The sequence below is a fragment of the Streptomyces sp. NPDC051105 genome, assembly GCF_040682795.1.
Classification (GTDB): domain Bacteria; phylum Actinomycetota; class Actinomycetes; order Streptomycetales; family Streptomycetaceae; genus Streptomyces.
On record NZ_JBFBBR010000015.1, the window covers coordinates 160959 to 173284 of the forward strand.

Sequence of the window (12326 nt, forward strand, 5' to 3'; positions counted from 1 at the left end):
GCCGGCGGAATTTACTTCGGCACCTGAAAGGTTGCATTATGCATCCGTCTGTTCGACACCCGGCCAGGCCGTCAGGCCCGTACGCACCATCAGCGAGGCATCCGTGAACCAGTCCACCCCCGAGCAGCCCGCCGACGTCGTCGCCCGGCTGCGCGCCACCTTCCGCACCGGCCGTACCAAGCCCGTCGAGTGGCGCACCGGTCAGCTGCGCCGGCTGCGCGCCATGCTGACGGAGCGCGGCGACGAGCTGGCCGCCGCCCTCCACGCGGACCTGGGCAAGAGCGCCGGCGAGGCCCACCGCACGGAGATCGGCTTCACCGTCCGGGAGATCGACCACAGCCTCGACCACCTGGCGGAGTGGCTGCGCCCCGAGTCCGCCCCGGTCCCGGCGCACCTGGGCGGCGACGCGACCGCCTGGACCCAGTACGACCCGCTCGGCGTCGTCCTCGTCATCGCCCCGTGGAACTACCCGGCCCAGCTGCTGCTCGCCCCGCTGGCCGGCGCCCTCGCCGCGGGCAACGCGGTCGTCGTCAAGCCCAGCGAGCTGGCCCCGGCGACCTCGGCCGCCCTGGCCCGGCTGCTGCCGGCCTATCTCGACGCCGAGGCTGTCGCCGTCGTGGAGGGCGGTGTCCCGGAGACCACGGCCCTGCTCGCCGAACGCTTCGACCACATCTTCTACACCGGCAACGGCACGGTCGGCCGGATCGTCATGCGCGCCGCCGCCGAGCACCTCACCCCGGTCACCCTCGAACTCGGCGGCAAGTCCCCGGCGTTCGTCGACCGGGACGTCGACCTCGCGGTGGTCGCGGACCGGCTGGCGCGCGGCAAGTTCCTCAACGCGGGGCAGACCTGTGTCGCCCCCGACTACGTCCTGACCGACCCGGAGACGGCCGCCGCCCTGGAGCCCGCGCTGGCCAAGGCCGTCCATGCGTTGTACGGCACGGAGCCCAAGGAGTCCGGGGAGTACGGCCGGATCGTCAACGAGCGGCACTTCGACCGGCTCAGCGGACTGCTCGGCTCCGGCCGGGTGGCCGTCGGCGGCGACACCGACCGCGCCGCCAAGTACATCGCGCCCACCGTGCTCGCCGACGTCGACCCCGAGTCCCCGGTGATGCGGGAGGAGATCTTCGGCCCGATCCTCCCGATCGTCACCGTCCCGGACCTGGACGGCGCGATCGGTTTCATCAACGACCGCGACAAGCCCCTCGCGCTCTACGTCTTCAGCGAGTCCGGCGACACCCGGGACCGGATCGCCGCCGAGACCTCCTCCGGCGGGCTCGGCCTCGGCCTCCCGGTCGCCCATCTCACCGTCTCCGACCTGCCGTTCGGCGGGGTGGGGGAGAGCGGCATGGGCAGTTACCACGGGCGCTACTCCATCGAGACGTTCAGCCACCGCAAGGCGGTCCTCGCGAAGCCGCTCAGCTGATCCGCCAACTCCCTCCGGGCCCGGCCGCGTGGTGACGCCGCCGGGCCCGACCACTGCCCCGCCGGGCCACCCGGAGAGCCCGACATGCCAGTTTCCGGGCGCAATTGCGGAAACCACTCATCGAAGATCGACTTCCGAATGACTGGTCTACACCCTTGACTGGTACAGACCAAAGCAGTTGAGTGTGCCTCACACCCCCCACCGCGGCCGCTCCCCCTCTGTGGGGCGCGGCCGTGCTCCGCAAAGGAGTTGATCCGTGTCGAGGCGCCGTATCGCCGCACTCCTGACCTCGCTCGCCATAGGCGGCTCCGCCCTGGTGCTCCAGGCGGCCCCCACAGCCTCCGCCGCCGGATTCGTCGTCAGCGAGGCGCAGTTCAACCAGATGTTCCCGAACCGGAATTCCTTCTACAGCTACAGCGGCCTCACCGCCGCGCTCAGCGCCTACCCGGCCTTCGCCAACACCGGCAGCGACACCGTCAAGAAGCAGGAGGCCGCCGCCTTCCTCGCCAACGTCAGCCACGAGACCGGCGGCCTGGTCTACATCGTCGAGCAGAACACCGCCAACTACCCGACGTACTGCGACCGGAGCCAGTGGTACGGCTGTCCCGCCGGACAGTCCGCCTACTACGGGCGCGGCCCCATCCAGCTCAGCTGGAACTTCAACTACAAGGCGGCCGGCGACGCACTCGGCATCGACCTCCTCAACAACCCCTGGCAGGTCGAGAACAACTCCTCCGTCGCCTGGAAGACGGGCCTGTGGTACTGGAACACCCAGACCGGCCCCGGCACCATGACCGGCCATACCGCCATGGTCAACCAGGCCGGCTTCGGCCAGACCATCCGCTCCATCAACGGCTCCCTGGAGTGCGACGGCAAGAACCCGGCGCAGGTGCAGAGCCGGGTCAGCGCCTATCAGAAGTTCACCCAGATTCTGGGTGTCGCGGCGGGCAACAACCTCTACTGCTGACCCGTGCGTCGGGTGCCGTGTGCCAGACTCCGCCGATGACCTCCGAAACGATCACCGCGGACACCTCCGGCACCTGGAAACTCGGCGAGCTGCCCGTCCACCGTCTCGGCTTCGGCGCGATGCGGTTGACGGGCAACGTCGCCGACCACCGGGGCACACCGAGCGACCGCAGCCGCTCGGTCGCCGTACTGCGCAAGGCCGTGGAGCTCGGTGTCAACCACATCGACACGGCCGCCTTCTACTTCTCCGCCCTGCGCTCCGCCAACGAACTCATCAACACCGCGCTCGCCCCCTACCCCGACGACCTGGTCATCGTCACCAAGGTCGGCCCCTTCCGGGACTTCTCCGGCGAGTGGGCCACCTCCGCCCGCCCCGACCAGCTGCGCGGGCAGGTCGAGGAGAACCTGCGCCAGCTCGGCCGCGACCACCTGGACGTCGTCAACCTCCGCCGGATGGGCCAGGACTCGATCGCCGAGCACTTCGGCGCCCTCGCCGAACTCCGCGAGGCGGGCCTGGTCCGGCACCTCGGCGTCTCCGAGATCGAACCGCGGCACCTGGACGAGGCGCTGGCCATCGCCCCCGTGGTGTGCGTGCAGAACCGCTACGGACTCGGCAGGCCGGACCCGGCCGGCGACGCACTGGTCCGTATCTGCGGCGAACGCGGCATCGCCTTCGTGCCGTACTTCGCAGTCGCGGGCGAGGCCGCGATGCGCGGCACCGCCGAGACCCACGACGACGAACTCCTCGCCGTCGCCGCCGCGCACGACGCCAGCCCCGCCCAGGTCCGCCTCGCCTGGACCCTGCACCAGGGCCGGCACGTCCTCGCCATCCCCGGTACCGGCAACCCGGACCACCTGGCCGAGAACGTGGCGGCGGGCGCCATCCGGTTCACCGACGAGGAACTGACCCGGCTGAACGCCCTTCACACCAGGGCCGGTTGACGGTCCGCCTCAGACCGCCCATACGCCGTCCCGCATCAGATGCCGGCCGCGCAGCTCGTACTCCTCGTGCCACGCCTCGACCGCGCGGGGCCGGATCCGGAACCAGGCGTACGACGGACTGTCCCCGCGCGGGTCCCAGCCCGTCTTCGCCCGCAGCGCCTCGGCCGCCGGCCCCGGTACGTCGGCCGAGGAGAAGACGGTCACCTCCCCGTCCAGCAGGACGACATCCCGGGTGTCGCCGAGCGCGAGCCCGGCCCGGCCGCCGTCCCGCAGAATGCGGCCGGTCGGCTGGTCATCCGGGTGGACAGCCACACCGCCTCCCCGTGCCGGACGAACCAGAGCGGGACCAGACACGGCAGCCCCTGCCGTCCGCCGTGGCCACCCAGATGTCCGTCCGTCTCCCGCTCCAGCCGGGACAGTACGTCGTGCCTGCGTCGCCCGGGGGAGCGGGCGGGGTCGGTGACCTTCATGGGCGCGAAACCACCGGCCCGGTGCGCCGCGCACCTCGGACCTGCGTCCTAGGTCTCCGGTACCGCTCACGACGGGAGGTTTCCTCGGCCTCCGGCGGGGGCTCCTCCCATAATGGGTGCAGGGGCGGTGGCCGCCGCCCGTCTGACTACACTGCCGTAGACGGTCCCTGGGGCCGCCGACGAAGTAGGGGTGAGGAACCTTCCATGGCCGACGCGAAGGACGAACGCCGGCCCGCCGGTGAGCTGGAGGCGAGCGTCATGGCGGCCCTCTGGGCCGCCGGTGTGCCCCGGACCCCCGGGCAGGTGCAGCGCAGCCTTGGCGCGGACCTGGCCCGCACCACCGTGACGACGATCCTGACCCGGCTGCACGACAAGGGTGTGGTCGACCGGCACCGTCAGGGCCGCGGCTTCGCCTACTTCCCCGTCCAGGACGCGCAGGGCCTGACCGCGAAGCGGATGCACAGCGAACTCGACCGCGACAACGACCGGGAGACGGTGCTCGCCCGCTTCGTCGCCCAGCTCAGCCCCGACGACGAGCGTGTCCTGCGGGGTCTGCTCGACGCCGGCGAACAGCCCGGGGCGTCATGACCGCGTTGCTGATCCTGCCGCTGCTGGTGCCGTTCGTGCTGCCGGCGCTCTCCCGGCGGGCCCTGGACCGGCTGGCACCCACTGCTGCGCTCTGGGTGATCACCGCCTCGGCCGTCGCCCTCGCGGGCTGCACCCTGGCCGCGCTCGGCGCGTTCGTCCTCACCGGGCTGTTCGAACTGCCGTTCTTCGCGGCGCTCGGTGAGCTGGTCCGGCCGTTGCACACGGTCTCCGACCGCTACGTCCTGCCGCTCGCGGCCCTCTCGGTCGGCGCTCTCGCCGTCTGCGCCTGGACCGGCACGCGGTCGGTGCTCCGGCAGACGCGCGCCTTCCGTGCGGCCCGCGCGGAGGCCGGGCGGGGGCCCGCCGCGGGTGACCTGCACGTGGTCGACTCGCCGAGCCCGGACGCGTACGCGCTGCCCGGCCGGCCGCACCGGATCGTCGTCACCACGGGCATGCTGCGCAGCCTCGACGGGGCCGAACGGGAGGCGCTGTTCGCGCACGAACGGGCGCACAACAGTGGCGGCCACCACTTCTTCCTCGCCGCCGCCGAGCTTGCCGCGCACTGCCATCCGGGGTTGCGGCGGGTCCGGGATGTCGTGCGGCTGGCCGTCGAGCGGGTCGCCGACGAGGCCGCGGCGAGCGCGGTGGGGGACCGGCGGCTGACGGCCCGCGCGATCGCCCGGGCCGCGCTGGCGGGGCAGGGCGGCGGCGCCGACCGGCCCGCGTTCGTGTCGGGGGCGACGTCGGGACCGGTGCCGCGGCGGGTGGAGGCGCTGCTGGCCGCGCCGCGGGGCCGGCGCCGGGCCGGTTCCGGGGTTGCGGTGCTGCTCGCGGCGTGCGCCGCGCTGTCGTGTGCCGCCTCCGCGACCGGGATGATCGACTTCCATCATCAGGTGGAGGTCGCGCAGGGGGAGGCGCAGCGGTAGGGCGGGCGCCGTGTGAAGCGCGCGGGCGCGTAGTGGCTGGTCGCGCAGTTCCCCGCGCCCCTGTGGGGCGCTCCAGCCGTCGCCTCGCGAAATGCCGCCCTTGGGAGAAGGCAACTGGCGTTCGTTACGTTTTACGTATAACCTCTCCCGCTAACCGCTCCACCGAAAGGCCCCCATGCGACGTCTCGCCCTGGTCACCCTTGTCGTCGGCGACTACGACGAGGCGATCCGCTTCTACACCGAGGCTCTCGGGTTCCGGCTGGTCGAGGACGCGCCGCGGCCGGACGGGTCCCGCTGGGTCGTCGTGGTGCCCGGGAGTGAGGGGCACGGCACCGGACTGGTGCTCGCCCGCGCCAAGGACGACCGGCAGCGTGCCCGCGTCGGCGACCAGACCGGCGGCCGCGTCGGGTTCTTCCTGCACACCGACGACTTCGCCCGCGACCACGCCCGGATGACCGCCGCCGGCGTGACCTTCCTGGAGGAGCCGCGGCACGAGCCGTACGGCAGTGTCGCCGTCTTCCAGGACCTCTACGGCAACCGCTGGGACCTGCTCCAGCCCACCGACTGACCCACCGCCCCGAATCACCCGCCGAGGAAAACCCCGCCATGAATGCTACGCGCGTAGACGCCGATGTGATCCGCCGCCTCCCCAAGGCCGTCCTGCACGACCACCTCGACGGCGGCCTGCGTCCCGCCACCCTCGTCGAGCTCGCGGCCGAGGTCGGTCACACCCTGCCCACCACCGACCCGGACGGGCTGGCCGCCTGGTACTTCGAGGCCGCCAACTCCGGTGACCTGGTGCGGTACATAGCCACCTTCGAGCACACCCTCGCCGTCATGCAGACCAAGGAGGGGCTGCGGCGCGTCGCCGAGGAGTACGTCCTCGACCTCGCCGCCGACGGTGTGGTGTACGGCGAGGTGCGGTACGCCCCGGAGCTGAACGTCAAGGGCGGGCTCAGGCTCGGAGAGGTCGTGGAGAGCGTGCAGGAGGGGCTCGCCGCCGGCATGGCGAAGGCCGCTGCGGCCGGCACGCCGGTCCGGGTCGGCACCCTGCTGTGCGGGATGCGGATGTTCGACCGGGTCGGCGAGGCCGCCGAGCTGGCCGTCGCCTACCGGGACGCCGGTGTCGTCGGCTTCGACATCGCCGGCGCCGAGGACGGCTTCCCGCCCGCCGACCACCTCGCCGCCTTCGAGCACCTGCGCCGCGAGAGCGTGCCCTTCACCATCCACGCCGGTGAGGCGCACGGCCTGCCCAGCATCCACCAGGCGGTCCAGGTGTGCGGCGCCCAGCGCATCGGGCACGGTGTGCGGATCACCGAGGACATCGCCGGCGACAAGCTCGGCCGTCTCGCGAGCTGGGTGCGCGACCGCCGGATCGCCCTGGAGATGTGCCCGACCTCCAACCTCCAGACCGGCTGCGCCACCTCCATCGCCGAGCACCCGATCACCGCGCTGAAGGAGCTGGGCTTCCGGGTCACCCTCAACACCGACAACCGTCTGGTGTCCGGTACGACGATGACCCGGGAGATGTCCCTGCTGGTCGAGGAGGCCGACTGGACGGCCGAGGACCTGCGCACGGTCACGGTGAACGCCCTGAAGAGCGCCTTCATCCCGTTCGACGAGCGCACGGCCCTCATCGAGGACGTCGTCCTGCCGGGTTACGCCTCCGTGCTCTGAAGGAGCCCCCGCAGATAGGCGGCCTGTCCGACGTGCTGGAGATCGTCGGACAGAACGCTCACCAGCCGTACGCCCAGCGTGACCGGCGGATCGAAGCGGGTGTCCACGATCCGTTCGAGATCCTTGGCGGGGAGCTCGCGCAGTACCCCCAGGGTCTGCTCGTGCACCGCGTCGTAGTAGCCGGTCAGCAGGTCGCCGGAGTCCACCGTGACCTTCGCGACCTTCGCCGGGGTGTGGCCGTACCCGTGGTCACGGGGCGGCAGGTCGAGGCCGAAACGCTTCTCCCAGCCCTGGGCCAGCCACACCTGGTCGAGTCCGAAGGCGTCGGCGACATGGTCGTCCTGGATCCGGGTGAGGTGCCAGACCAGCCAGGTGATGGAGTTGGCGTCCGGGGCCGGGCGCTTGTTGAGCAGGTCGGGGTCGAGGCCGTCGAGGGCGGCGTGGACTTCTTCCTGGATGCGGCCGAAGCCGTCGATGAGGATGTCCCTTGCATGCATGCGACCACGATCGCGCATCGCGGGTCGTCATGCGTCCGGAATCCAGCTTCCGTGGAACCCCAGCGGCACCCGGCCCGGCAGGTGGACGCGGGCCAGCGGCTCGCCCGTGAAGTCCTGCGCGGCGAGGATCAGCAGGTCGGCGGCGCCGCGGTCGGGGTCGTGGACGTAGGCGACCGTGAAACCGTCGTCCTCCTGGGCCGCGTGTTCACCCGGCACGAACACCGCCTCGCCCGCCGCGGCTCCCCTCGGCAGCCGGTGCACCTGGGCCGTGCCCCGCGCGAGGTCGTGCTTGAGGAGGGCGTTGGAGAAGGCGTGGTCCGGCGGATTGCCGTCCCCGGCCAGATAGGCCAGTGACATCTCGGCGGCCGCCGCCGAGTAGCCGTAGCGGTGCCGGCGGGAGACCAGCTCCTCGTTGACGCGCGGGAACTCCTGCGGCCGGTCGTCCAGGGTCCGCCTGCTGACCCGGCCGTGGCGCAGATCGACCGTCCAGCGTTCGAGCTTCGCGGTGCCCACCGCGTGCGGCCCGTCCGTGAACTTCCCGGCCACGTCGAACGGCGCCGGATACGTCGTCAGGTCGATCACCACGGACTCGCCCTCGTCGTACGCGTTGAGGGTGTGCGAGTAGAACACCGGGTCGACACCGAACCAGCGGACCGCACCCCCGGACCGGGACATCACCCCCACCCGGGCCGGGTGTTCCCGGTTCCAGACGTACGGCACCAGGGCGCCGGCCTCGGCGGCCGCCGGGTCGAAGGTGACCGGGATGTCGAAGATCACCACGTGCTTCTCGGTGAGTGCGAAGTCGTGCATCATCGGCGCGTCCCGCACCGGGATCCGGGTGGTGCGCGCGACCCGGCCGGTGGGGTCCACGACCAGGTGCCGGACATGGTCCCAGGTCGGGTAGTAGGTGATCGCGTGCAACTCGCCCGCGTGCGCGTCGTACTTGGTGTGCGCGGTGAACGCGCCCTCCAGCGTGCCCCGAAAGTCGTGGGTGCCCACCGTGTTGAGCTCGCCGTCCAGCTCGTACGGCAGCGGGCCGCTCTCCTGGAGCGCGAGGATCCGCCCCCGGTAGGGGATGACGTGTGTGTTGCAGGCGAAGTCGTCGGGCGGGACCGGGCCCGGGTAGGACTCGCCGAGCTTCGCCGCCACCTGGGAGGAGCGCACCCAGCGGTTGCGGTACCACTCGGCGCGCCCGTCGCGCAGCCGTACACCGTGCACCATGCCGTCGCCGAGCATCCAGTGATGGGCGCGCGGGTCCTCCAGGCCGAGGACGTTCGGGCCGTTGCGCAGAAAGCGGCCGTTGAGTTCGCGCGGGATGCGGCCGGTGACCGGCAGGTCGAAGGCCGTGAGTTCCTCGGTGACCGGGGCGAACGCGCCCTGGAGGAACGGGTACTGATGCTCCGTCGATTCCGTCGCCGGGCGTGCCACCGCCGTCGTGGCCCCTGTCGTGCCGGCCAGCGCGGTGGCCGCCGCGAGACCCGCCGCGCCGCGCAGCACCGTACGCCGTGTGTGTTCCGCCATGTCCCCTGCTCCCCGTCGTCGTTGTGGACGCTCATGAGTCTGCGCCGACGGGAAGCCGAGGTCAGGAGGGGTGGACCCCCTCCTGGGGTGTTGCCAGGCCCCCTGTTTCGAGGAGGGTGACCAGCGCCCGGGCCGCCGGGCTGGTGGCCGTCTCGGGCGGCAGCAGGGCGACCGTCTCGTAGGCGGCCTCGTCCGTGTCCTTCAGCGCGAGCGCGGTGAGCGAGGGCCGCTTGTGCCGGAAGTGCCGGGGTACGACGGCGATGCCGAGGTTCTCGTCGACCAGGTCGAGGAGGCTGTGCACGTCGTTGACCTCCAGCGCGACCGTGCGCCGTACGCCCGCCGCGGCGAAGGCGGAGTCGGTCGTGCGGCGCGGGCCCCAGTCCGGGTGGAAGTCCACGAACACCTCCCCGTCGAGGTCCGCCGGGACCACCGCCGCGCCGGCCGTGGCCAGCCGGTGGCTGGGATGGCACAGCACGGTCATCGGCTCGCCGGTCAGGGCCACCGAGCGCAGCTGGTCGGTGTCGTCCTGGGTGCGGTAGGCGAAGGCCAGGTCCAGCCGGCCCGCCGCCACCTCCTCGGCCAGCGCGCCCGAACCGGCCTGCCGCAGCCGGATCTCCACGTCCGGGTGCCGGCGCCGGAAGGCGGCGAGCAGCCCCGCCACATGCACCCCGGCGATGCACTGCTCGGTGCCCAGCGCCAGCGTTCCGCGCAGCACGCCCTGCACCGCGGCCACCGCCTCGTGCGCGGAGCGCACCTGTGCCAGGATGCGCTCCGCCTCGCCGAGCAGCGCGCGGCCCGCCTCGGTGAGCGTCACCCGGCGGGTGGTCCGCACGAACAGGGGCGCCCGCAGCTCCCGCTCCAGGGCCCGGATCGAGGCGGACAGGCCCGACTGGGACACCAGCAGCCGTTCCGCGGCCCGGGTGAAGTGCTGGTCCTCGGCGACGGCGACGAAGTGCTGGAGGTGGCGCAGTTCCATGACTGAGAAGCCTAGTCGCACAATTCCATCGGATTCTCCTGTTGGACCACTGCCCGCGGCTCGGGGAAGAGTGGGACCGGTAGATCCTGTGGCAACCCCTCTGGAGTCGCGTTGTACACCGCACACCCCGACCGCTACGCCGACATGCCGTACCGCCGCAGTGGCCGCAGCGGCCTGAAGCTTCCCGCGCTGTCGCTCGGCCTGTGGCACAACTTCGGGCCCGACCGGCCCGTGACGACCCAGCGCGCCATCCTGCGCCGCGCCTTCGACCTCGGGGTCACCCACTTTGACCTCGCCAACAACTACGGTCCGCCCCCCGGCGCCGCCGAGTCGGCGTTCGGTGAGGCGCTGAAGGCGGACTTCGCCGCCTACCGTGACGAGCTGGTCATCTCCACCAAGGCCGGCTACCTGATGTGGCCCGGGCCGTACGGGGAGTGGGGTTCGCGCAAGTACGTCCTGTCGTCGCTGGACCAGTCCCTGACCCGGATGGGCCTGGACTACGTCGACATCTTCTACTCGCACCGCCCGGACCCGGAGACTCCCCTCGAGGAGACGATGGGCGCCCTGCACTCGGCCGTCCAGCAGGGCAAGGCGCTCTACGTCGGCATCTCCAACTACTCGGCGGACCAGACCCGCGAGGCCGCCCGCATCCTCGGCGAACTCGGCACCCCGCTGCTGATCCACCAGCCGCGCTACTCCATGCTCGACCGCCGCCCGGAGAACGAGGGCCTCCTGGACGCCCTCGACGAGCTCCAGGTCGGCTCCATCGTCTTCTCCCCGCTGGAGCAGGGCCTGCTCACCGGCCGCTACCTCGACGGCATCCCGGAGGGCTCCCGGGCCGCGAGCGACAGCCCGTTCCTGAACTCGGACGCGGTCACCGAGGACCTGGTCGGCAGGCTGCGCGCTCTCGACGAGATCGCCAAGGGCCGTGGCCAGACCCTCGCCCAGCTCGCCCTGTCCTGGGTGCTGCGCGGCGGCCGGGTGACCTCCGCGCTGATCGGCGCGAGCAGCCCGCAGCAGGTCGAGGACTGTGTCGGCGCCATCGGCAACCTGGACTTCGACGCCGAGGAACTCACCCGGATCGACGCGATCGTCAACCAGTGACCGGCGTCGTCGTCAACCGGTGACGCACTCATGGCGGTCCTCCGCTCGCGGTGGTCTCTCCCGCGCGGGAGACCGCCGCGAGCGCGGGAACTCATCGCGGACGCCGGCTCAGGCCCCGGTGGGCACCCGGTCCAGGAAGCCCAGCACCTGCCGGATCCGGCCGTCCTCGCTGAGCGTGACCACGTCAAAACCGGCCACCGGTGCCGAGCCGTCGGTCTCGTTCACCAGCTCCCAGGCGAAGCGCGCGGTGTCGTGGTGGCCGTCGACGGCCCCGAGCGGACGGAACACGAAACCCGGGAACTGCTCGTGCGCCGCGGCGATCACGGCCGTGATCTGGGCGTGCCCGGAGACCGCGGCGAGCGGGTCGGTGTAGGTGCCCTCCGGGGCCCAGGCCTCGGCGACCGCCTTGGTCAGCGCCTCGGGCTCGGTGGCGTTCCAGGCCTCGAAGTAGCGGGCGGCGGCGGTCTGGTAACGGTCGGTGTTCACGGACATGGCGAATCAGCCTCCATCGAAGGTGTCACTGCTGGTCAGGGCGGTGGATCGCGACTTGCGGCGATCCGTTGACACCACCATGCCCGGATCCGCGTGACGGGTCGATTACCCCTCGGGTAATGAAGGCGACGCCGTACAGCTGGCGCATTCCGGCCAATTCGTAGGGGGAATATGCCAAGAGACTGGCCGGAAAGGTGTGGTGACAGTGTTTCGAAAGTGAACATACTCGAATGTCAGGAGCACTTCACCGCACAGGAGCCGCACGGAAAACCGGCCGCGACGGCACACCGGCGAGCTACGGGGGAGTGATCGTGCACGACGAATTCCTGTGCCATGTCACGGCATACGGCATCTGCGGCGGGCAGCGCATCGGCGTTCCGCTCGGCACCTACCGTGCGCCGACGCTGGCCCTGGCGCTGTGGTGGTTACGGGACCGGGCCTCCTGGATCGCGGAACGGCTGGATCCCTTACCCGAGAACCCCAGATATCCACAGGGGGCTCTCGTCCCGGTGGGGGAGACCGTATCGGACGTACCCGGTCTGCTCCGCCTCTGGTGTGCGGACGCGGCCCGGCAGGAACTCGTCGCCGACGAACTGGCCGGCGGACGGCTGGTGCGGATCGCCGTCCAGGACGACACCACCGAGTACGAACTGCTCGCCGAGTCCGTCGACGCCCTCCGTATGCAGCGCACCATCCCCGCCCTCGTCGTCCCCGTGGCCTGACACGTGACAGTCGCCGGCC

At 71.6% G+C, this 12326-nt stretch carries 14 protein-coding genes; 9 read left to right on the plus strand and 5 right to left on the minus strand.

All coding sequences use genetic code 11. The annotated features are described in order from the left end of the window. Positions 1–31 precede the first annotated feature (31 nt). From AB0N16_RS31785 to AB0N16_RS31795, 3 genes are all read left to right on the plus strand, one after another. Positions 32–1426 carry an aldehyde dehydrogenase family protein gene (locus AB0N16_RS31785; protein WP_365802696.1) on the plus strand — a complete coding sequence of 465 codons (1395 nt, stop codon included), beginning with the start codon at positions 32–34 and terminating at the stop codon, positions 1424–1426. Positions 1427–1682: 256 nt separating this feature from the next. After that, the gene (locus AB0N16_RS31790; RefSeq protein WP_365802698.1) at positions 1683–2393 is read left to right on the plus strand and encodes a chitinase; all 711 of its coding nucleotides are present in this window, start codon (positions 1683–1685) and stop codon (positions 2391–2393) included. A 35-nt stretch (positions 2394–2428) separates the two neighbouring features. Beyond that, a complete protein-coding gene (locus tag AB0N16_RS31795; RefSeq protein ID WP_365802700.1) occupies positions 2429–3334 on the plus strand; it encodes an aldo/keto reductase in 906 nt (301 codons plus the stop codon). 9 nt (positions 3335–3343) lie between these two features. Here AB0N16_RS31795 and AB0N16_RS31800 read toward each other — a convergent pair whose 3' ends face one another. Next, on the minus strand, positions 3344–3646 hold the full coding sequence (locus AB0N16_RS31800; RefSeq protein ID WP_365802702.1) for a pyridoxamine 5'-phosphate oxidase: 303 nt from the start codon (positions 3644–3646) through the stop codon (positions 3344–3346). A gap of 362 nt (positions 3647–4008) precedes the next feature. On the opposite strand from AB0N16_RS31800, the gene AB0N16_RS31805 reads away from it, so the two are divergent. The 4 genes from AB0N16_RS31805 to AB0N16_RS31820 all read left to right on the plus strand — a co-directional run bounded on the left by AB0N16_RS31805 (position 4009) and on the right by AB0N16_RS31820 (position 6995). Next, positions 4009–4392: a BlaI/MecI/CopY family transcriptional regulator gene (locus tag AB0N16_RS31805; RefSeq protein ID WP_365802704.1), complete on the plus strand. Its 384-nt coding sequence runs from the start codon at positions 4009–4011 to the stop codon at positions 4390–4392. Beyond that, positions 4389–5318, plus strand: coding sequence for a M56 family metallopeptidase (locus tag AB0N16_RS31810; protein ID WP_365802705.1), 930 nt, complete (start codon positions 4389–4391; stop codon positions 5316–5318). The genes AB0N16_RS31805 and AB0N16_RS31810 overlap by 4 nt, the downstream gene beginning before the upstream one ends. 175 nt (positions 5319–5493) lie before the next feature. Next, positions 5494–5886 (plus strand): VOC family protein, encoded by a 393-nt coding sequence (locus tag AB0N16_RS31815; protein ID WP_365802707.1) that lies wholly within the window; start codon positions 5494–5496, stop codon positions 5884–5886. Between the two features lie 38 nt (positions 5887–5924). Beyond that, positions 5925–6995: an adenosine deaminase gene (locus tag AB0N16_RS31820; protein WP_365802709.1), complete on the plus strand. Its 1071-nt coding sequence runs from the start codon at positions 5925–5927 to the stop codon at positions 6993–6995. Here the strand turns inward: AB0N16_RS31820 and AB0N16_RS31825 are convergent. From AB0N16_RS31825 to AB0N16_RS31835, 3 genes are all read right to left on the minus strand, one after another. Beyond that, on the minus strand, positions 6977–7492 hold the full coding sequence (locus tag AB0N16_RS31825; RefSeq protein WP_365802711.1) for a DinB family protein: 516 nt from the start codon (positions 7490–7492) through the stop codon (positions 6977–6979). The genes AB0N16_RS31820 and AB0N16_RS31825 overlap by 19 nt on opposite strands. A gap of 27 nt (positions 7493–7519) precedes the next feature. Beyond that, positions 7520–9013 carry a carotenoid oxygenase family protein gene (locus AB0N16_RS31830; RefSeq protein WP_365802713.1) on the minus strand — a complete coding sequence of 498 codons (1494 nt, stop codon included), beginning with the start codon at positions 9011–9013 and terminating at the stop codon, positions 7520–7522. Positions 9014–9074: 61 nt separating this feature from the next. After that, positions 9075–9989 (minus strand): LysR substrate-binding domain-containing protein, encoded by a 915-nt coding sequence (locus AB0N16_RS31835; protein ID WP_365802715.1) that lies wholly within the window; start codon positions 9987–9989, stop codon positions 9075–9077. 111 nt (positions 9990–10100) lie between these two features. Between AB0N16_RS31835 and mgrA the strand changes: the two genes are divergently transcribed. Then, complete coding sequence (mgrA, locus tag AB0N16_RS31840; protein WP_365802717.1) at positions 10101–11093, plus strand: L-glyceraldehyde 3-phosphate reductase; 993 nt, start codon at positions 10101–10103, stop codon at positions 11091–11093. Between the two features lie 108 nt (positions 11094–11201). On the opposite strand, the gene AB0N16_RS31845 is transcribed toward mgrA, so the two are convergent. Further along, positions 11202–11585 (minus strand): nuclear transport factor 2 family protein, encoded by a 384-nt coding sequence (locus tag AB0N16_RS31845; RefSeq protein WP_365802719.1) that lies wholly within the window; start codon positions 11583–11585, stop codon positions 11202–11204. A gap of 311 nt (positions 11586–11896) precedes the next feature. Between AB0N16_RS31845 and AB0N16_RS31850 the strand changes: the two genes are divergently transcribed. Then, a complete protein-coding gene (locus AB0N16_RS31850) occupies positions 11897–12307 on the plus strand; it encodes a hypothetical protein (protein WP_365802721.1) in 411 nt (136 codons plus the stop codon). Positions 12308–12326: the final 19 nt, after the last annotated feature.